Source organism: Nocardia sp. NPDC058518 (assembly GCF_042719655.1).
In the GTDB taxonomy this organism is placed as follows: Bacteria; Actinomycetota; Actinomycetes; order Mycobacteriales; family Mycobacteriaceae; genus Nocardia.
In genome coordinates this window covers 311,157-330,182 of the sequence record NZ_JBHXNJ010000006.1, presented here as the reverse complement: position 1 = coordinate 330,182, position 19,026 = coordinate 311,157, and the positions used below count along the sequence as shown (strand labels likewise).

Sequence of the window (19,026 nt, the reverse complement as noted above, 5' to 3'; positions counted from 1 at the left end):
GCCCCCCCACAGCCCACCAGCGAGCCCACGAGCCTCCGGCGGGGCCCCGGCGCCCCCCCGCCGGGCCGGGGCCGGGCCGGGGGGGGGCCCCCCCCCCCCCCTTCTCGTTTCGTGGGCGGGCGAGCCGGCCTGTAAGCCGGATCCTGTCCCCGATTCGCATCGGGGGGCGACCATCCATCTGGACACACCGTTGCCGGGTGCCTCGAGCGGTCCACCCGCAGGCTCGGGCGAGCAGCCCTCGAACACCTGCGCAGCCGCACCGTTGCCGATGCGACCTTCGACCTTGCTCCGGGCGGGGTTTACCTAGCCGCCCCGGTCACCCGGGGCGCTGGTGCGCTCTTACCGCACCGTTTCACCCTTACCGCACTCGCGTGCGGCGGTCTGTTCTCTGTGGCACTGTCCCGCGGGTCACCCCGGGTTGCCGTTAACAACCGCCCTGCTCTGTGGAGTCCGGACTTTCCTCGGCACCGGGCAGCGGCACTGTTCGTGCCCGTTCCCGTCACCGCGGTCGCCCGGCCGACTCGCCCGCCGGTACAGAGTACTCGCTACGGTATTGACTCATGGAACGTGTCGACGTCAGTTTCCCTTCGGGTGACCAGCAGTGCGCCGCGTGGCTCTACCTGCCCGACGGTGCGCCTCGGCCGCGGCCGTTGGTGATCATGGGACACGGGCTCGGGGCCACCCGCGAGATGGGGTTGGATCGGTATGCGCGGCGGTTCGTCGCCGCGGGAATGGGGGTGCTGGCCTTCGACTACCGCAATTTCGGTGCCAGTGAGGGTTCCCCTCGCCAGGTACTCAACATCGCCCGTCAGCGGCAGGACTGGAAGGCCGCAATCGCCTACGCGCGCAGCATCCGTGGCTTCGATGCCACCCGGATCGCGTTGTGGGGCACCTCGTTCGGCGGTGGGCATGTGCTCGCGGTGGCGCCCGACGACGATTACCTGGCCGCGGTGGTGGCCCAGGTGCCGTTCACCAGCGGGTGGGCGTCGTCGATGGCGAAGGGGCCGATCAGCCTGACCAAGGTCGCCACCATCGCCGCCACCGACCTGCTCTTCGGCCCGATCCGCCGAAAACCCATCCGCATCCGGCTGGCCGGGCGCAAACGCTCCGCGGCGTTGATGAGCGCCACCGACGTCCCCGAGGGCTACGGCAGGCTCGCCGAGGAGAGCGATACCTACGACCCCAAAGTCGGTGCCCGCATCGCTTTCTCGACCCTCTTCGACTCCCCTGGCCGCCGCGCCAAGTCCCTGAAGGTCCCCGTCTTCTACGCGATCGCCGAAAACGACACGATCGCCCCCGCGGGCCCGACCCGCAAGGCCGCCGAACGAACCAAACACGCAGTGGTCAAGCAGTATCCGGTCGGTCACTTCGATGTGTACTTCGACGATGTCTTCGAGCAGGTAGTCCGCGACCAGACCGACTTCCTGGTGTCGGTCCTTCGCCCCTGAACTGCCCGTAGCCGCCTACGGGCTGCTGCTCATGCACGAGCGCGGTCTCGGCCATCGTTGATCGCACGAGCACGAAGGGCGCAGCACCGAAACGGTGCTGCGCCCTTGTGGTTTCGCGGGTGGATCAGATGGGCTGGAAGCCCGCGCCTACGCCGCCTGCGCGGTTGAGCACGTCCAGGATCACCTGGATGGGCTGGAAGTAGGCGGGTGAGTGGATCGGGTTGGCGCCGCCGGTGCAGGGGACGTCGAAGTCGACAGGGCCGAGGCCGGTGAGGCGGCCCTGGTTCATGCCGACGAGGCGGTCGCCGACGACGACGGGGCCGCCGGAATCGCCTGGCTGCGAGCAGTACTGGTTGATCGAGGTGCCTTCGAGTTCACCCCACACCACACCGCAGCTGCGACCGCTGGTGCGGCCGTCCGAGCACACCATGGTACCGGGGCCCGGCGAGGCGCCGATCCCCGCGACGGTGGTCTGGCCGATGGTGCGCACCGGCAGTACCTTCGACGCATCCAGTTGCAGCACAGCGAAATCCAGGTAGTCGCCGTCGTCGGAATACGCGACGGTACCGATCACGCCTGCCTTGAGCGACTGCTCGGCACCGACGCGCGAACCGGTCGGCGCGCAGTGTCCCGCGGTGAGACCGACGAGCCTGCCCGCGCCGTCGTGGCCGATGGCCGTGAGCGAACAACCGGAGTTGTTGTCGAAGACGATGCCCGATGCCGCACCGAGCACCACGCTCGGATCGGCCGTCACGCTACCCGCGCCCGCGGACGCGGTAAGCACCCCCGCGATGGCCGCCGCAAACGCCGCCATCCGTAGAAACCTCATCAAGTACCTTTCCTGTGTAGCCGCGCATCCGCGCGCCCGAGAATCTGTCGGGCGATGCGGCGTCGTCGTTACGCCGACCGTGCGCCGGGGCGACCGTACCGTGCCCGGGTGACGACCGGCTAGCTCACAGGTATCCGGCTAGCTCACAGGTATGAGGTGTCGTTGACCAGTCGCACCGAGGCGCCACCGTCGGGATAGAACTCGGCGATGCACAGCGACGCGAGGTCGAGGTGCAGGCGGTACAGCAGCGACGGGCCGACCCCGAGGGCCAACTGCAACAGGGTCTTGATCGGGGTCACATGACTGACCACCACCACGTTCTGGCCCGGATACAGCGCGACCAGATCGCGGCGCACCCCTTCGATGCGTTCGCGCACCTGATCGAAACTCTCGCCGCCGGGTGCGGGGATCGAGGAGTCACCGAGCCAGTCGCTGTGCAGGATCGGATCGCGCTGGGCGGCCTCGGTGAACGTGAGACCTTCCCAGTCACCGAAGTCGGTCTCGATGAGGCCGTCGAGGATTCGCAGCGGCACATCGAGCGCGGTCGCGGCGGCTTCGGCGGTGGAACGGGCCCGCTGCAGTGGGGAGCTCACCACGGCGGCGATATCGCCTTTGGCGGCAAGCATTTTCGCGGCACGCTCGACCTGCTCGCGACCGAGGTCGGTCAGCGGCGGGTTGCCACGGCCGGAGTAGCGGCGCTCCACCGACAGCGCCGTCTGGCCGTGGCGCAGCAGCAACAGACGGGTCGGCTTCCCCAAGGCGCCGGTCCAGCCGGGCGAGAACTTGTTCGCCCCAACAGATTCCGCCTTCGGCACGGGAACCTGGTCACCGGGGGCGTGCCCGGCGGCGACGGCCTCGCGCACGGTCGCGGTGAGCTCACTGTCGTCCATCGCCTCGTTCGCGAGCCGATCGGCATGTGAGTTCTCGGCGCGCGGGATCCAGGTGAAGCTCACCCGATCGAAGCCGGCGACCAGTGCCCGCGCCTGCTCGGCGAGCGGAATCATCGAGGCGTGCTTGATCTTCCAGCGACCCGACATCTGTTCGACGACGAGTTTGGAATCCATGCGCACCGTGACAACCCGCGCGCCCAGCTCTGCCGCGGCCGCCAAACCCGCGATGAGACCACGGTATTCGGCCACATTGTTGGTGGCGACGCCGATGAACTCCTTGCGTTCGGCGAGCACCCGCACGTGATCGGCGGCGAACACCACCGCACCGTAACCGGCCGGGCCTGGATTGCCGCGCGAGCCACCATCGGCTTCGACGATCACCTCGCTCATCGGCGTACCGCCGCGATCACAGCCCCGATTCCTTGGTACGCACCATGATCGCGCTGCACTCCGGGCAGCGCAGGACCGCGTCGGGCGCGGCCTTGGCGATGCGCTGCATCTCGCCGCGGTCGATCTCGATCCGGCAGGCGCCGCAGCGGCGAGCCTGCAGCAGGGCCGCGCCGACACCGTGCGCCGCGCGCTGCTTGTCGTAGACGGCGATCAGCTCGGCGGGGAACAGGCCGATCAGCTCGGAGCGATCCTTCTCGCAACGCTGTTGCGCCACTTCGAGATCGGCCATCGCCTCGTCGCGCAGGCGTTCGGCGTCTTCGAGGTCGTGGTCGGCCTTGCTGAGCCGCGCACCCGCGTGGTCGTGGTCGGCGAGCATCGCCTCGCGCTGCTCCATCACGGTCAGCAGCTCGTCCTCGAGCACCGAGCGGCGACGCTCCAGGCTGCCCAGTTCGTGCTGGATCTCGGAGAGCTGCTTGGCGGCGACGGTGCCCGCGGTGAGCATGCCGCGGTCGCGGTCCTCGCGCTTGCGGACGGCGTCGACCTCACCCTCGAGCTTGCGGATGTCGCGGTCCAGATCGTCGATGCCGATCTCCACCGCCACGGCCGCGTCCTTGTAGCCGTTGCGCTCGGCCGCCAGTCGTGCCACTTCCTGCTGCTCGGGCAGCGCGGAACGGCGATGGGCGATGCGCGTCAACTCGGCATCGACACCTGCGAGCTGCAACAGCTTGGTCTGGACCGACGGTTCGACATTCAACGCGCACGAACTCCTACAACACGGTGGACGGATGGATCGATCAACCGTACCGCGCCGCAGGGTGTGATCACGCCATGACCCGAAGACATCGAGGTACCGGCGGCGAGGAACTAGCCGCTGACCGTCCACGGGTCGGTGCGCAGGGTGCAGACGCGGGTCCGCACCGCGGGCAGGGCGGTGTTGACGAACCGTTCGGCCTGGCCGCACCAGGGGAACTCGGTGGCCCAGTGCGCGGCGTCGATGAGCGCGGGGCCGCCGCGGCGGAGGTGTTCGTCGACGGGGTGGTGGCGCAGGTCGGAGGTGAGGTAGGCGTCGACGCCCGCGCGGATGGCTTTGTCGAGGTAGGAGTCGCCCGCACCGCCGCAGACCGCGACTCGTTCGATCATGCGGTCGGGATCACCCGCGGCGCGCACGCCCCAGACGGTGCGGGGCAGGCCGACGCCGACGCGGGCGGTGAATTCGCGCAGGGTTTCGGGCTGTGGGAGTTCGCCGATGCGGCCGATGCCGAGTGACGACGGCAGGGGTGCGCGTTCGGTGACGTGGTAGGCGGGTTCCTCGTAGGGGTGGGCGGCGCGCAGGGCGGCGAGTACGGCGAGGCGGGAGGTCGGGGGCGCGACCACCTCGACAGCGTCCTCGGCGACGATTTCGACGGTGCCGATCGCGCCGATCGCCGGGGCGGCACCCGCGATCGGCAGGAACTGGCCGGTGCCCGCGGTGTACCAGGCGGCTTCGCGGTAGTCGCCGATCGCGCCCGCGCCTGCCGTGAACAAGGCCGACATCAAGGAAGCCGTGTGGGTCTGGGGCACCTGGATGACCCACTTGTCCACGGAGGCAAGCGGTTTGGGATCCAGCGGGCCGGTGACGGTGAGGCCGACGGCCGCGGCGAGCGCGTCGGAGACGCCCGGGTCGGCGGAGTCGGCGTTGGTGTGGGCGGCGAACAGGGCACAACCCGATCGGATCAACCGGTGCAGCAGTGCGCCTTTCGGCGTATCGGCGGCGACGGTGTCGACCCCGCGCAGCAGCAGCGGATGATGCACGACCAAAGCCTGTGCGCCCCAACCGATCGCCTCGTCGACAACCGCGGCGGTCGCGTCGACGGCGAACACCACCTTGGTGACCTCCTGCGCGGGGTCACCACAGACGAGCCCCACCGAATCCCACGATTCGGCCAGTCTCGGCGGGTACGCCGCGTCGAGCACCCCGATCAGTTCGGCCAGGTCGGTCACCGCCGCCTCCTTCGTTGCGTGGGAATGGTCGTCGTGGGGGTCACCACAGTGCCGCGTTCAGCGCGTCGATCAGCGGGTCGACTTCGGCGGCGCCACGAACCGCTACGCGGAGGTGGTCGGGACCGAGGCCGGGGAAGGTGTCGGCGCGGCGGACCGCGATGCCGCGGTCGGCGAGGCGCTTGCGCAGCAGAGCGCCGTCGGGGACACGCAGCAGCAGGAAGGGCCCGGTGGCCGGGGTGTGGACGTCGAGGCCGAGCGCGGTGAGGCGGTCGATCATGGCGGTGCGGTCGGCGGCGATGCGGTGTGCGTGCTGCCGGGATTCGGCGACGGCGGCGGGTTCGGCGGTGGCGATGATCGCCTCGAGCTGGAGGGTGCCGAGCGGCCAGTGTGGGCGACCATGTGCGAGGCGGGCCAGGACTTCGGGAGCACCGAGCGCGTAGCCGCAACGCAGACCGGCCAGTGCCCAGGTCTTGGTAAGACTGCGGAGAACGATGACATCGTGGGCGGAGAGACCGGCCAACGACTCCGGTTCATCAGCGACCCGGCCCGCCGGCATCGCACCGGATGCGGTGCTCTCGTCAGCGATGCCGACGGGCGCAGCGACCGCATCGGCGAAGGCTTCGTCGATCACGACGATCCGGCCGGGGCGGCGAAGTGCCTGAATCGTCTCGGCGGGATGCAGGATCGAGGTCGGGTTGGTGGGGTTGCCGACGACCACGAGGTCGGCTTCTTCGGGAACCAGGGTGGGGTCGAGGGTGTACGGCCGTTCCAGGATCACCCTGGTGACCGGGACATCCGCCTCGCGTAGTGCGAGTTCCGGCTCGGTGAAGGACGGGTGGATGACGGCGGCGAGGCGGGGTGCCAGGCGGGGCAGCATCGCGAACCCCTCGGCGGCGCCTGCCAGCAGCAGTACCTCGTCCGGCGAACGGCCGTGGCGGGCGGCGACGGCGACGCGGGCGGTGCGGTCGTCCTCGGAACTCGGATAGCGGCCGAGGTCGGTGAGGCGGGCGGCGAGGCGTTCGCGCAGCCAGGCGGGTGGGGCGACGCCCTGGACGTTCACCGCGAAATCGAGCATGCCCGGGCGCGCCTCCACGTCGCCGTGGTGGCGCAACATCGCGGGGTCGACGGAGTCCTCGAGCACAACTGAACACCCTACGTGGCGGCGATTCGGCGCCACGGGCGACAATGCTCCTGTGGGTCCACTACATGTCTCGTTCATTTGCACAGGCAATATCTGCCGGTCACCGATGGCCGCGAAGATGTTCGAGGCGCACCTCTACCGGGCCGGTCTCGCGAACCGGGTGCGGGTGAGCAGCGCGGGTACCGGTTCGTGGCATGTCGGCGATGCGGCCGACCCGCGCACCGAGGCGACCCTGCGCCGCGCCGGCTACCCGACCGAGCACACCGCGGCGACCTTCGGTCCCGAGCACAGTGACGCCGATCTGATCATCGCCCTGGACACCGGGCACGACCGCGAGCTCGCGCACCGCGGCGTCCCCACCGACCAGCGCAGGCTGCTGCGCAGCTTCGACCCCGCTGCCGATGACCTCGACGTGCCGGACCCGTACTACGGCGACCAGTCCGGCTTCGACCTGGTTCGCGACCAGATCGAGGCCGCGATCCCCGGCCTGCTCGACTGGGTCCACGCCGAACTGGACGCGCGCAACCCCGCCGGCGTGCAGCTCTGATGCGCAAGCTCACCTTCCTGCTGCGCCCCAGCTGGCTGATCCTCGCGGTGATCGTCGCCGCCTTCGCCTATCTGTGCTTCACGGTCCTGGCGCCGTGGCAGCTCGGCAAGAACGACAGCACCGAACACCGCAACCAGCTGATCGCCGACTCCGTGCAAGCCGACCCCGTGGCCGTCACCGATGTCCTCGACGGCGACACCGGCACCCACACCGAATGGCGCAAGGTGACCGCGACCGGCACCTTCGTCCCCGAGTCGACGGTCCTGGTCCGGCTACGCCACCTCGACGGTGCCCCCGGCTACGCGGTCCTCGCCGCCTTCCGCCTCGACGACGGCCGCACCCTCCTGGTCGACCGCGGCCTGGTCGCCTCCGTGGACGGCACCCGCCCACCCGCGATCGCGGACCCACCCGCGGGCCCGCAACGCATCGAAGCCCGAGTCCGAGCCTCCGAGGGCGTGGTCCCCGACAAGACTCCGAGCACCCAAGACGGCTACCGCCAGGTGTACACGGTCGACACCACCCAGGAATCCACCGTCCTCGGCACTCCCCTCACCCCCATCCCGACCGGCACCGACAAGGGCGGCTACCTCCAGCTGGCAGCGAACCAGCCAGGTGCGTTCACCCCCACCCCCCTGCCCCAACTCGACGCGGGCCCCTACCTCTCCTACGGCCTCCAATGGCTCGCCTTCGGCCTGATGGCACCGCTGGGCCTCGGTTATTTCGTAGTTGCCGAACTCCGAGCCCGCCGCCGAGACCGCGCCCAACCGTCTGCGCCGACGACGCCCACATCAACCACAGACCCCCCAGCCAAACCCACCACCGAGGCCCGACTAGCCGACCGCTACGGCCGCAACTGATCCACCTCCCCAGATATTCAGCCTGCGTCGGTCACCTGCCCCGGGCCGTCGCAATCACGCCCGCGAGGGCAACCGCGCCGACCTGCACCGCCGTCGACATGCGTACCGCGCGGCGCAGGTCCGCGGTGGTCGGGGCCGGTCCGTCGCCGAGAGTGGGACGCAGTTCGGTGCCGTATCGGTATTGCGTGAGCCCGCCGAGGCGGATGCCGAGGGCGCCTGCCATCGACGCCTCGACGACGCCGGCGTTGGGGCTCGGGTGCTTGGCCGCGTCACGCCGCCATGCGCGAAGCGACGCCATCGCAGTGCCGCCGACCAGCGGGGCGAGGGCGGCAGTGAGCAGGCCGGTGACGCGGGCGGGGATCAGATTGGCGATGTCGTCGGTGCGAGCGGCGGCCCAGCCGAAGTTCTCGTACCGCTCGTTCCGATACCCGATCATCGCATCGAGTGTGTTGACTGCGCGGTACCCGAGCAGCCCAGGAACTCCGGCGACCGCGCCCCACATCAGCGGCGCCACCGTCGCGTCCGACGTGTTCTCGGCGATGGATTCCAGCGCGGCCCGAGCCAACCCGTCGGCATCGAGCACCGAAGGATCCCGCCCACACAACGACGGCAGCAGCTCGCGCGCCCCCTCGATATCGCCTGCGTCGAGCCGATCCGCCATCGCCTGCCCGGCCCGCGCCAAACTCCGCCCACCGAGCGCGGTCCACGTCGCCAACGCCGTAGCCAACAGGCCACCCCGGGCGCCGATCACCCCGATCCCCAGCACAGATCCGACCGCGACGATCTCGTGTACCACCCCGGCCGTCCGATCGTCGGCGTAGGTCACCTGCTCCAATGCCGCTGCCGCCGAACCGAATCCGGCCACGGGATGCCACCGCTGTGGATCGGCGAATACCCGATCGAGCACGAATCCCAGCACCAGCCCGGCCGCCGTCGACGTCGTTTTCCGCACCGGCCGAGGGTAGCGGGCGACGGGGATGTCACACCGGCGACCGCTGGTTCGTCATCACTGTGACGGCACTTCTAGACTCGCCGGGACCGAGCAAGATCAACCGAACGGGCGCACACCATGACCTCACCGCAGCCTCTCGATCAGGCCGAACTGGCCCGACGCTTCGAGGAACATCGCCCCTACCTGCGCCGACTCGCCTACAGCACGCTCGGCAGCATCAGTGACGCCGAAGACGTGGTGCAGGACGCCTGGCTGCGCCTGCAACGGCAGTTCGACGCGGGCAAGGCCGACGAGATCGACAACCTGCGCGCCTGGCTCACCACCGTCATCGGCCGCCTCGCCCTTGACCAGCTCGGGTCCGCGCGCGCCCGCCGCGAACAGTACGTGGGCGAGTGGCTGCCGGAACCGGAAGTCACTTCTTGGGACGATCCAGCCGACCGCATCTCCCAGGACGAACGTGTCACCACCGCGCTCCTGGTCGTACTCGAGTCGCTGTCGCCCGCCGAACGCACCGCGTTCGTGCTGCAAGATGTGTTCGGCATGAGCGGCCCCGAGGTCTCCGAGGTAGTCGGGCGCACTCCCGCCGCGGTCCGTCAGCTCGCCTCCCGCGCCCGCAAGCACGTCGAGAACGGCACCCCACGTTTTCCCGCGTCGCCGGCCGAACAGGAGAAGGTCGTCTCGGCGTTCGCGCTGGCCTGGCGCTCGGGTGATCTGAGTTCGCTGCTCGGCGTGCTCGACCAGAACGTGGTCCTCACCGCCGACGGCGGCGGCAAGGTGCCCGCCATCCGTCAGCCGGTGCGCGGCGCGGAGCTAATCGCCAAGATGCTGCTCGGCTGGTACAACACCGCGAACGGCTGGGGCCGGGCGGTGCTGGTCAACGGTTCGCCCGGCCTGATCGTCTTCGACGGCACCAACATGGGCGTCTTCTCGTTCGTCATCGACGCCGGTCGCGTCGTGGCGATCAATATCGTCCGCAACCCCGACAAGCTTCGCGACCTGCCCACCGAGGGCGCGCCGGACTGGTACCTGGGCGGTGGCGAATAGCCGCCGCTATGCCCCGAGCGAATACCCGTGCGCGGCCGCGACTTCGGCGGACAGCAGCTTGCCCTCGACTGCCGTGAGCCCGGCGGCCAGTCCGGGGTCGGCGGCGCATGCTCCGCGCCAGCCCTTGTCGGCGATCACCAGCGCGAACGGCAGAGTCGCGTTGGTGAGTGCCACGGTCGAGGTGTGCGGCACCGCGCCCGGCATGTTCGCCACGCAGTAGAACAGCGAATCGGCCACGGGGAAGGTCGGATTCGCGTGCGTGGTCGGCCGTGTGGAGGCGAAGCAACCGCCCTGATCGACGGCGATGTCGACGAGTACCGAGCCGGGCCGCATCCGCGCGACGAGTTCGTCGGCTACCAATTTCGGCGCCCTTGCTCCCGGTACCAGGACCGACCCGATCACCAGATCTGCCGCGACCACGGCCTTTTCGATCTCGAGTGCGTGCGAGGCGAGGGTGCCGACCCGGCCGGCGAAGCGTGCGTCGAGTTCACGCAACCGCGCCAGATTCGTGTCGAGCACGCTCACCCTGGCACCCATCCCGACAGCGATGGTCGCCGCGTTCGTTCCCGCGACGCCGCCGCCGAGCACCACCACGTCGGCCGGTCGCACCCCGGGCACGCCGCCGAGCAGCACACCGCCGCCACCCATCGGAGCCATCAGGTGATAAGCCCCGACCTGGGCGCTCAGCTTGCCCGCCACCTCGCTCATCGGTGCGAGCAACGGCAGTGATCCGTTGGCCCCGCGCACCGTCTCGTAGGCGATGGCGACGATCCCCGAGGCCAGGATCGCGTCGGTGCATTCCTTCGACGCCGCCAGATGCAGAAAGGTGAACAGCACCTGATCGCGGCGCATCAGTGGATATTCCTGCGCGATAGGCTCTTTCACCTTCACCACCAGATCCGACCGAGCCCAGACCTGATCGGCGTCGGCCGCGATCCGCGTACCTGCGGCCCGGTAGTCGTCGTCGGCGAATCCCGACCCGGCACCGGCACCGGCCTGCACGAGCACTTCGTGCCCGTGCGCGACCAGTTCGGCGGCGCCCGCCGGCGTGAGCGCCACCCGGAACTCCTGCGGCTTGACCTCCGTCGGTACCCCGACGATTACGCCCGTTCGCGTCATCCGGCAAGCCTAGGACCTGCGCCGGAGCTCAGCCGCCGCCGCGATCGCGTGTCGCGGCGGACTCGATTACGCCGGGGCCGGAACAGCCGGGCTCGACGTGGTTTCCGGAGCCGTCGCCGGAACAGTGGTGGTCGTCGGCGGAGTTGTTGTTTGCGCCGTCGTCGTCACCGGGGGTGCCGTAGTGGTAGTCGGGGCAACGGTTGTCGTGGCCGGCGGGACCGTTTCACCGCACTCGTTGTGACCACAGGAATCTGTTCCACACTCCGGGCCGGGTACACAGGTGTGGCCGGGCGGGATGCCGCATTCGTTGTGACCGCAGGAATCCGTTCCGCACTCCGGGCCGGGCACACAGGTGTGCCCTGGCGGGATTTCGCCCTGCGCGGGCGTGCCCGGCGCAGCCGGGGTGGGCGAGTGATAGTACGACGACTCCGGCGCCGATCCACCACCCGAACCACCCGGATCGGTCGATGCCGCAGGCGAACTCGTCGGCGTCACCGACGTCGTCGCGGTCACCGAGGTCTTCGATACCGAACTCGATCCCGCATCACCGGAATCGCCGCCGTCCGACGAACACGCACTGACAGCGAACACCACCAAGGCCATCAGCACACCGAGTAGCACCCGGAACTGATTGCCCCGCAGTAACTTCCGCAACATTTCTTCTCCTCGGACCACAGACCCGCACCTGACGCGGGTCAGGTGCGGGTCGACGAAAGATGTTAGATAGCAGAACTATTCATTGATCGCCGCTCACACCGAAAACATTTCACCCCGCACCGGCACGATCAGTTGATGCGCGCGATCGGCGTAGGCGAAGGTGCGCTCGAGGTAATCCAGCGACTCGCTGAAGTGACCCCAGCCCTCCGCGTGCACAGCCACGATCACGGCATCGCCGAGCACCGCGGCGGCCGCGACCGCGGTGCGGGCGTTCAACGTGACATCGCTGTCGCCGAACCGCCCCACATTGGCCCCGCCGATGTTCAGCACCGCGGCATCGATGCGCCCGATCCGCTCGACGATCTGCTCCACCAACTCCACCGACGCGTTGTCGCCGGAGACGTACACCGTGGACTCACCCGGCGCGCGCAACACGAATCCCGTGACCACACCGCTGAACGGCTCGCACCCCTGCGGCCCGTGCAGCGCGGGCACCGCGGTGATCTCCACCGCGCCGACGGTCACCGTCTCCCACGGCACGAGCCCGCGCACACCCTCGATCCGGCCCGCGGCGTCCGGGGTCGAGACAACGGTGCCGACCTCGGCGAGCAACGCGCGACCCGCGTTGTCGAGGTTGTCGGCGTGCTGGTCGTGCGAGAGGAGCACGACGTCGATCGCCCCGATCTCCTCGACCGGCACCGCCGGACCGCTGAGCTTGTGCAGGGTGATCGGCCCCGGGTAGTCACCGGGCTCGTCGAAGGTGGGATCGGTGAGCCAGGTCAGTCCGCCGTAGCGGAAGCGCAGGGTCGGGCCGCCGATATGCATGGCGGACGCCAGGGCGGGGCGGGTGATCATCTCGGTCATGCCGACAACTTTCGCCGAGCGAGCGGCGTCCGGACAGTGGCCTGCAGGCCGTACACCGATAAGATCGGGCCATGACCTCGGTGGCCGTGATCGCGTTCGACGGAATCAGCCCGTTCCACCTGTCGGTACCCACCCTGGTGTTCGGCAGATCCGGCACCGGCGTCGACTGCACGTCGCCCTATGACGTGCGGGTATGCGCCGAGGTACCCGGAACACTCGCTACCGCAGCCGGTTTCGACATCACCGTCCGGCACGGCCTCGACATCGTCAGCACCGCCGATCTGGTGGTCTTTCCCGGATGGGTACGTGACCAAGGGATTTCGCCCGCGCTGAACGAGGCGGTGCACACCGCCCACGCGAACGGCGCCCGGCTGATCGGCCTGTGTCTCGGCTCCTGGGCGATCGCGGCGACCGGCCTCGCGGACGGGCGCGACGTCACCACCCATTGGGCCGCCGCCGACGCCCTCGCCCTGGCCTATCCCGCGGTCAACGTGCGCGCCGACACCCTGTGGAGCGACCTGGGCGACGTGATCACCTCCGCCGGCGTCGCCGCGGCACTGGACTGCTGCCTGCACATCGTCCGCACCGACCTCGGCGCCCGCGCCGCCACCGAGCTGGCGCGAGCGTTGGTCACCGCCCCGCACCGGCACGGTTCGCAGGCGCAGTACATCCCGATCGCGGTGCCCGACGACGACCCCGACGACCCGATCGAATGCGCGATGGCCTGGGCCCGCGCCCGCCTCGACACCGCCATCGACCTCGACAACTGGTCACGCGAGGCGCTGATGTCGCGGCGCACCTTCACCCGCCGCTTCCGCGATCGCACCGGCACCAGCCCCCAGCAGTGGCTGCTCCAGCAGCGCATCGACCATGCCCGGCTGCTGCTGGAATCGACCGACGACACCGTCGACCGGGTCGCGCGCGACACCGGTTTCGGCAGCACGGTGAGCCTGCGCCACCACTTCCACCGCATGCTCGGTACGTCTCCGGCGGCCCACCGAGCGCAGTTCCGCGGTACGGCGCAATAATGACGTTCATGATCATCAAGGTGAGCGGGTTCACTCCCGAGATCGACGACACTGCCTGGATCGCGCCGACCGCGACCGTGATCGGCCGGGTGCGCCTGGGCGCCGAGGTCGGCGTCTGGTACTCGGCGGTGCTGCGCGGCGACCTCGAACAGATCAACATCGGCGCACGCACCAATATCCAGGACGGCTGCGTGCTGCACGCCGACCCCGGTTTCGCGCTCACCGTAGGCACCGGAGTCTCGGTGGGACACAATGCGATTCTGCACGGCTGCACCATCGGCGACGATGTTCTCGTCGGCATGGGCGCGACGGTGCTCAACGGCGCGGTGATCGGCGCGGGCAGCCTGATCGCGGCCAATGCGCTGATTCCCGAGGGCGCGCAGATTCCGCCCGGCTCGCTCGTGGCCGGCGTGCCTGGCAAGGTGCGGCGCGAGCTCACCTCAGCCCAACAGGATGGGATCAAGCTCAATGCGGCGGTGTATCTGCACAATCTGACCAACCATCGCGACGCCGAGGTGCTGTGACCCATCACACTGAGCAAGTGTCCAGTAGGTATCCCTGATAGCATTTGTCCTGCGTATTGCGTGGCGATCATGAGATCAGCGATCGGCCCGGATACGCGAGGCAGGAGGTATCACGGTGGCATACGTGCATTCCGGTGTGCGCCGAGCGGCAGGACGGCTCAGCGTGGCCGATATCGCCGCCCAGCCAGGCGGCATCGAAGCACTCCAATCCCGCGTTCACGAACTCCGTTCTCGCGGAGTTCATTTCGCGGCCAATGCGATCGAGCAGGAGATGGCCGCATTGGATCTGCCCCCACAGGGATAATGGGGTAATGCCTACCGTTTCGTCGATCCTCGCGCGGATACTCGAGAAACCCGTCACCGACGGGGAGAAGCTGCTCGACAGTGCGCTGTCGGCGTTTCTGGACTTCGGCATCAAACGCACGAGCATGGGCGAGATCGCGCGGCGGGCCGGCATCAGCCCGGCCACCCTCTACCGGCGCTACGAATCCAAGAACGAACTGGTCGAAGCCGTCGGCGTGCGCGAGGCGCAGCGCTATGTGACCGAGATCGACGAGCGGGTACGCGCCGTCACCGAACCCGACGAACAGCTCGTCGAGATCTTCGTCGCCTTCGTCACCACCATCGCGGGCAACGAACTGCTGCGCCGGTTGCTCAGCACCGAACCGGAGATCATCCTGCCCCGGCTCACCACCGAGGCCGGACCGATCCTCGCGGTCGGGCGCGCGTATCTGGCCGAGAAGCTGCGCGAGCTGCAGGTGCCCGAATTCGATCCCGATCTGGTCGCCGAGGTCATGGCGCGACTGGCCCTGTCGCTGGCGCTGACCCCGGACGGTCTCATTCCGCTCGACGATCCGGAGGCCGGACGGGAGTTCGCGCGGCGCACACTGCTACCGATGGTCGGCATCCGCGATATCCACTGACACCCCGAACGCCGCCGCCACCACCTCATCGATGCCCGAATCAGCGACCGGTACACCCTCTTCCAGGAGCGCGCGCACCCTCCGCACGATCTCGCCCGCGGCCGCACCGGCAGGATCGGGCAGCGGCAGTCGCGCTACGTATTGGGTGATCCAGCGGCGGCGGCCCGAATACAGCCGGTTACCGCAGACAGCGTCGTAGAACCGCAGCCCCAGCGCCGAATTCGCCACACCCATCAGCAGATACGCCAGGTCGGTGGCCGCTCGGCCCGCGCCGAGGTCGGTGAGCGAGATCCAGTAGCAGTCACCGTTGACGACCGCGCCCGACCGATCGAGGGCGAATCGTGGACGTTCACTGATGTCGGGGAACACCAATTTCGGTGCGCCCCAGAGGTGTGGGCGCTGTGGCACCCAGATCTCGAACCACTTGCGCCCACCGTCGAGGACGTAGCGCCTGCCGGACAGCACCTGTTCGTGGGACCGTAGATACTCGGCCGCACAGGGGAACTCGGCAAGATCGATCGGGGTCCGCCGGGGCTCGAGCAGATCGTAGGGATAGAGCACCCTCGTGCCACGCGCCATCGCGACTCGCCACGGTTGCAGATCGTGGTGAGTGATCAACTCCCGCAACAGTTCCGGCTCCGGCGTCGGATCCATCTGCTCCCACCGGTCCGAGATGAACACCCGATCCGCCGTCGTCTTGATCCCCACCCTGATGCGCGTCGCCTCCCCGAACGAATGCCAGGTGCGATCGGCGATCCGGCCGAGCCAGTGATCGACCGAGGGGCGCGACATGCGCCAAGCGGTGTCACCGTGACGGTCGGACCGGCCACCGTCCACTGTTCCCGAGTCGGCGGGCGTGTCGACCAGGCCACTCGCCGGGAGCGGCGGGTCGGCCACCGATGGCCTGTCCGCCGGGAGCGTCGCGATGGTCGCGGATTCGCGCGCTTCACCCGTCGCCAACACGCCGACCTCCACCGCGAACACCCGCCCCCCGGCACCGACGAGACAGGCATCCTCGCCCGCCAGCGCGTCGAAAAGCTCGGCAGTGCAGTCGGGTTCGACTCCCAGTTCCTCATAGACCGAGACATAGCGGCAGTCGGGTGGGCCGGTGGCGCGCAGGGCGATGGTGATCGCGGGCAGCACCGCGGCGGTGAAGAGTTTGGTGTCACCGAGGTCGTAGAGCTCCACCGGTGTCAGTTCACCGGTGAGGATCCGACGCAGGTTCGCCCCGGCCCGCGTGGTGAGAAACCGGTTGGCACAGAGCAATCCGAGCACTCCCCCGGTATCGAGCAGCCGCGGCGCGATGGCCACGAAGGGGTGGGTGAGGTCGATCCGCCCGCGTAGGCCGAACTGTTTACTCAGCAGCTGGGCCGTCGCGCCGCCCAGCTGCTGGGTCCGGACATACGGCGGATTGCTGATGATCAAGTCGAACGAGCCGTCGGCCAGCTGATCCGAAGCCGCCAGGAAATCGACTGCACGGCAGTCTATTTCGACACCTAGCGCGGCGGCTCGCCCGGCGGTTTCGTCGATGGCCTGTCGATCCAGGTCATATCCCGTGAGGTGCACCGCGACATCCGGTGCGCTCGAAGCGATTTCCCGATGCACCGCCAGGAGCAGCTCACCGTCCCCGCAGGCCGGGTCGAGCACACGCAGCGTCGCCGCGCGTGGCACATACCGCAGCGCCCGTCGCGCCAAGAACCGCGCCAGGTCCGGTGGCGTGTAGTGCCTGCCGTGCCGTTTGCGCTCCTGCGCGTCGCGGGCCTGCAAAGCCATGCGATCGATTGTGCCCCGGAACTGCCTCGATGCACCGCAGGCACGAGCCGGGACCCAGCGCAAACGGCCTCACCTGCGCAAACGTGATCGAGTGTTTCAAACAGTGGGTTGCACCACTTCAGCAGGGGTAGAGCGGCCACCAGGCGATGGGTAACGTTCGTCCGGTTTCACCCCGCTGCACCGAAGCCGAGGACGATGCCGAGACTCAGCACGCTGACCGCCGCACTCACCGCCGTAGCCCTCACCGTGCTGCCCGCGTCACTCCCGGCCCCGGCCAAGGCCGACCCCGGACAATACGCGCCGACCATGCTGATCCTGGACGCCTCCGGTTCGATGGAGCGCCCCGATCAGGGCGGCACCATGATGGATGCCGCCAAGCGGGCGGTCCGCAGCTTCGTCGCCTCGGCCCCCGCCGAATCCTCGGTCGGACTCACCACCTACGGCACCGGCACCAGCAATTCCGAGGCGGACAAGGCGGCAGGCTGCCGCGACGTCCAGGTGCTGCAACAGCCGAAGACCATCGACAAGCCCGCCCTCACCGCCGCGGTCGACGGCATCCACGCGCGCGGCTGGACCCCGATGGGCACCGCGCTGCGCCAGGCCGCCGACGCACTGCCCGATTCCGGGCCGCGCTCGATCGTGCTCGTCTCCGACGGTGACGACACCTGTTCCCCACCCGACCCGTGCGAGGTCGCCAAGGAACTGAAGCAACAGGGCCTCGACCTGATCGTGCATTCGATCGGGTTCGCCGTCGATGACAAGGCGCGCGCCCAGCTCACTTGTATGGCGCAGGCCACCGGCGGTACCTACAGCGATGCCGCCGACGGCGCCGCGCTGGAACGCATTCTGCCGCGGGTGAGTTCGGCCGCCCTGCGCAACTACCAGGCCACCGGCACGCCCATCACCGGCACCGACGAATACCGCACCGCCCCGGTCGCGAAGCCGGGCCAGTACCTCGACACCATCGGCCAGCGGCAGAAGCGGTTCTACGCGGTCGACGTGCCCGCGGGTGCCACGGCCTACTTCACCGGGATCGTCTCGTTCCCCCGGCAGAAGGACATCTCCCAGTCCGAGGACATGAACGCGCTGGAACTGCGCATCTTCGGGCGCGACGGCATCGACTGCAATATCCGCGAACGGGAACTCGGCGGCTCGGCCAGCGACGGCGTCGCGCTCACCGTCGCCAAGGCCTTCGACGGTGCGGCCGAAGAACCCACCGGCGGCAACTCCGCCAAATGCAAAGGCGGGGGCCGCTATTACTTCGAGCTCAACTGGGACCTCGTGTCCAAGGGCTCGCCCGCCCGCCTGCCGATCGAGGTCCTCGTCGGCATCGAGCCCGGCGTCACCGATCCCGGCCCCGCCGCGGCGACCACACCGGTCACGTTCACCGACCCGGCCGGCACCCCACAGCCGATCACCGGTGGCGGCTCGTTCACGGTCGCCTCGACATTGCAGGGCAGCGGCAACTACAGCGACACCGTGCAGCCCGGTGAGTACGTCTTCTACCGGGTGCGGCTCGACTGGGGTCAGGGCCTGGCCTACCGGGTGCGCTTCGCGGAGACCGACGGGGTGAAGTACGGAACCGCCGCGAATGTGGCGACCTCCTTGTACTCACCGCTCGGCCGGGAGATCGACTCCGACACCACCGTCTACACCGGGACGTCGAGCACCGAACTCACCCTGGCCTCGGTGCCGGTCCGGTACGCCAATCGGGAGAACTCCGATGCGCAGGTGGAGCGCGCGTCGGTGGCAGGCTGGTATTACCTCGCCGTCAAGCTCGGCTCGCCGGGCGGCGCGGAGACCATGCCGCCGACTCCGGTGCAGCTCGATCTCACCGTGTCTGGCACACCCGAACCCGGGCCGACCTACATCGGTGTCAGTGCGGAGCCGGGAACGCAACAGCCGGTGGCCGTGAGTGATTCGCCGACTGTCTCCAAGCCGTGGACCGTCTACGTCCTGATCGGCGCCGGCGTGGCGCTGATCGTCGGCATCGGCACAGCGATCTTCGTTGTGGCCCGTCGGCGCGCCTAGGTTCCCCACGATCCCGCCGACACCCGAAT

Annotated in this window: 18 protein-coding genes and 1 other RNA gene; 9 read left to right on the top strand and 10 right to left on the bottom strand. The window is 69.1% G+C overall.

Going from position 1 to position 19,026, the window contains the following annotated elements:
* Positions 1 to 116: 116 nt before the first annotated feature.
* Positions 117 to 524: RNase P RNA component class A (gene rnpB, locus ACFWPX_RS14330), an RNA gene on the bottom strand.
* Positions 525 to 560: 36 nt separating this feature from the next.
* Between rnpB and ACFWPX_RS14325 the strand changes: the two genes are divergently transcribed.
* Entirely contained in the window at positions 561 to 1,448 is an 888-nt protein-coding gene (locus ACFWPX_RS14325) for an alpha/beta hydrolase (protein WP_378919281.1), read from the top strand.
* A 124-nt stretch (positions 1,449 to 1,572) separates the two neighbouring features.
* Here the strand turns inward: ACFWPX_RS14325 and ACFWPX_RS14320 are convergent, their stop codons facing one another.
* The 5 genes from ACFWPX_RS14320 to cobC form a co-directional block, all read right to left on the bottom strand.
* Entirely contained in the window at positions 1,573 to 2,262 is a 690-nt protein-coding gene (locus ACFWPX_RS14320) for a S1 family peptidase (protein WP_378927780.1), read from the bottom strand.
* Between the two features lie 158 nt (positions 2,263 to 2,420).
* Complete coding sequence (locus ACFWPX_RS14315) at positions 2,421 to 3,557, bottom strand: bifunctional RNase H/acid phosphatase (protein WP_378927779.1); 1,137 nt, start codon at positions 3,555 to 3,557, stop codon at positions 2,421 to 2,423.
* A 16-nt stretch (positions 3,558 to 3,573) separates the two neighbouring features.
* On the bottom strand, positions 3,574 to 4,311 hold the full coding sequence (locus ACFWPX_RS14310; protein WP_378919275.1) for a zinc ribbon domain-containing protein: 738 nt from the start codon (positions 4,309 to 4,311) through the stop codon (positions 3,574 to 3,576).
* A gap of 110 nt (positions 4,312 to 4,421) precedes the next feature.
* Complete coding sequence (locus ACFWPX_RS14305) at positions 4,422 to 5,537, bottom strand: Nif3-like dinuclear metal center hexameric protein (RefSeq protein ID WP_378927778.1); 1,116 nt, start codon at positions 5,535 to 5,537, stop codon at positions 4,422 to 4,424.
* Positions 5,538 to 5,577: 40 nt separating this feature from the next.
* Positions 5,578 to 6,651 carry an Rv2231c family pyridoxal phosphate-dependent protein CobC gene (cobC, locus tag ACFWPX_RS14300; RefSeq protein WP_378927826.1) on the bottom strand — a complete coding sequence of 358 codons (1,074 nt, stop codon included), beginning with the start codon at positions 6,649 to 6,651 and terminating at the stop codon, positions 5,578 to 5,580.
* A gap of 79 nt (positions 6,652 to 6,730) precedes the next feature.
* Here cobC and ACFWPX_RS14295 point away from each other — a divergent pair, with 79 nt between their 5' ends.
* Positions 6,731 to 7,225, top strand: coding sequence for a low molecular weight protein-tyrosine-phosphatase (locus tag ACFWPX_RS14295; protein ID WP_378919268.1), 495 nt, complete (start codon positions 6,731 to 6,733; stop codon positions 7,223 to 7,225).
* Positions 7,225 to 8,082 (top strand): SURF1 family protein, encoded by an 858-nt coding sequence (locus ACFWPX_RS14290; protein WP_378927777.1) that lies wholly within the window; start codon positions 7,225 to 7,227, stop codon positions 8,080 to 8,082. The genes ACFWPX_RS14295 and ACFWPX_RS14290 overlap by 1 nt, the downstream gene beginning before the upstream one ends.
* A 31-nt stretch (positions 8,083 to 8,113) precedes the next feature.
* On the opposite strand, the gene ACFWPX_RS14285 is transcribed toward ACFWPX_RS14290, so the two are convergent.
* Positions 8,114 to 9,034: a cobalamin biosynthesis protein gene (locus ACFWPX_RS14285; protein WP_378927776.1), complete on the bottom strand. Its 921-nt coding sequence runs from the start codon at positions 9,032 to 9,034 to the stop codon at positions 8,114 to 8,116.
* A gap of 117 nt (positions 9,035 to 9,151) precedes the next feature.
* On the opposite strand from ACFWPX_RS14285, the gene sigJ reads away from it, so the two are divergent.
* A complete protein-coding gene (sigJ, locus tag ACFWPX_RS14280; protein WP_378927775.1) occupies positions 9,152 to 10,078 on the top strand; it encodes an RNA polymerase sigma factor SigJ in 927 nt (308 codons plus the stop codon).
* Positions 10,079 to 10,084: 6 nt separating this feature from the next.
* On the opposite strand, the gene ald is transcribed toward sigJ, so the two are convergent.
* Positions 10,085 to 11,197 carry an alanine dehydrogenase gene (gene ald / locus ACFWPX_RS14275; protein ID WP_378927774.1) on the bottom strand — a complete coding sequence of 371 codons (1,113 nt, stop codon included), beginning with the start codon at positions 11,195 to 11,197 and terminating at the stop codon, positions 10,085 to 10,087.
* Positions 11,198 to 11,947: 750 nt separating this feature from the next.
* Positions 11,948 to 12,718, bottom strand: a complete 771-nt coding sequence (locus tag ACFWPX_RS14270) for an MBL fold metallo-hydrolase (protein ID WP_378927773.1) — start codon at positions 12,716 to 12,718, stop codon at positions 11,948 to 11,950.
* Between the two features lie 71 nt (positions 12,719 to 12,789).
* Between ACFWPX_RS14270 and ACFWPX_RS14265 the strand changes: the two genes are divergently transcribed.
* From ACFWPX_RS14265 to ACFWPX_RS14250, 4 genes are all read left to right on the top strand, one after another.
* Positions 12,790 to 13,746 (top strand): GlxA family transcriptional regulator, encoded by a 957-nt coding sequence (locus ACFWPX_RS14265; RefSeq protein WP_378927771.1) that lies wholly within the window; start codon positions 12,790 to 12,792, stop codon positions 13,744 to 13,746.
* 8 nt (positions 13,747 to 13,754) lie between these two features.
* The gene (locus tag ACFWPX_RS14260) at positions 13,755 to 14,270 is read left to right on the top strand and encodes a gamma carbonic anhydrase family protein (protein ID WP_378927770.1); all 516 of its coding nucleotides are present in this window, start codon (positions 13,755 to 13,757) and stop codon (positions 14,268 to 14,270) included.
* Positions 14,271 to 14,385: 115 nt separating this feature from the next.
* The gene (locus ACFWPX_RS14255; RefSeq protein WP_067456688.1) at positions 14,386 to 14,574 is read left to right on the top strand and encodes a hypothetical protein; all 189 of its coding nucleotides are present in this window, start codon (positions 14,386 to 14,388) and stop codon (positions 14,572 to 14,574) included.
* A gap of 7 nt (positions 14,575 to 14,581) precedes the next feature.
* Positions 14,582 to 15,193: a TetR/AcrR family transcriptional regulator gene (locus tag ACFWPX_RS14250; protein ID WP_378927769.1), complete on the top strand. Its 612-nt coding sequence runs from the start codon at positions 14,582 to 14,584 to the stop codon at positions 15,191 to 15,193.
* On the opposite strand, the gene ACFWPX_RS14245 is transcribed toward ACFWPX_RS14250, so the two are convergent.
* A complete protein-coding gene (locus tag ACFWPX_RS14245) occupies positions 15,161 to 16,966 on the bottom strand; it encodes an Eco57I restriction-modification methylase domain-containing protein (RefSeq protein WP_378927768.1) in 1,806 nt (601 codons plus the stop codon). The two genes, ACFWPX_RS14250 and ACFWPX_RS14245, sit on opposite strands and share 33 nt — an antisense overlap.
* 195 nt (positions 16,967 to 17,161) lie before the next feature.
* Between ACFWPX_RS14245 and ACFWPX_RS14240 the strand changes: the two genes are divergently transcribed.
* On the top strand, positions 17,162 to 18,997 hold the full coding sequence (locus tag ACFWPX_RS14240; protein ID WP_378927767.1) for a VWA domain-containing protein: 1,836 nt from the start codon (positions 17,162 to 17,164) through the stop codon (positions 18,995 to 18,997).
* The last annotated feature ends 29 nt before the right edge of the window (positions 18,998 to 19,026 follow it).

Bases quoted from the DNA above. Each gene is read 5' to 3' on its own strand.
- ACFWPX_RS14245 (WP_378927768.1), bottom strand. From the start codon at position 16,966: ATGGCTTTGCAGGCCCGCGACGCGCAGGAGCGCAAACGGCACGGCAGG.
- ACFWPX_RS14265 (WP_378927771.1), top strand. From the start codon at position 12,790: ATGACCTCGGTGGCCGTGATCGCGTTCGACGGAATCAGCCCGTTCCAC.
- ACFWPX_RS14290 (WP_378927777.1), top strand. From the start codon at position 7,225: ATGCGCAAGCTCACCTTCCTGCTGCGCCCCAGCTGGCTGATCCTCGCG.
- ACFWPX_RS14315 (WP_378927779.1), bottom strand. From the start codon at position 3,557: ATGAGCGAGGTGATCGTCGAAGCCGATGGTGGCTCGCGCGGCAATCCA.
- ACFWPX_RS14240 (WP_378927767.1), top strand. From the start codon at position 17,162: ATGCCGAGACTCAGCACGCTGACCGCCGCACTCACCGCCGTAGCCCTC.
- sigJ (WP_378927775.1), top strand. From the start codon at position 9,152: ATGACCTCACCGCAGCCTCTCGATCAGGCCGAACTGGCCCGACGCTTC.
- ACFWPX_RS14250 (WP_378927769.1), top strand. From the start codon at position 14,582: ATGCCTACCGTTTCGTCGATCCTCGCGCGGATACTCGAGAAACCCGTC.
- ACFWPX_RS14270 (WP_378927773.1), bottom strand. From the start codon at position 12,718: ATGACCGAGATGATCACCCGCCCCGCCCTGGCGTCCGCCATGCATATC.
- ald (WP_378927774.1), bottom strand. From the start codon at position 11,197: ATGACGCGAACGGGCGTAATCGTCGGGGTACCGACGGAGGTCAAGCCG.
- ACFWPX_RS14320 (WP_378927780.1), bottom strand. From the start codon at position 2,262: ATGGCGGCGTTTGCGGCGGCCATCGCGGGGGTGCTTACCGCGTCCGCG.
- cobC (WP_378927826.1), bottom strand. From the start codon at position 6,651: ATGTTGCGCCACCACGGCGACGTGGAGGCGCGCCCGGGCATGCTCGAT.
- ACFWPX_RS14325 (WP_378919281.1), top strand. From the start codon at position 561: ATGGAACGTGTCGACGTCAGTTTCCCTTCGGGTGACCAGCAGTGCGCC.
- ACFWPX_RS14260 (WP_378927770.1), top strand. From the start codon at position 13,755: ATGATCATCAAGGTGAGCGGGTTCACTCCCGAGATCGACGACACTGCC.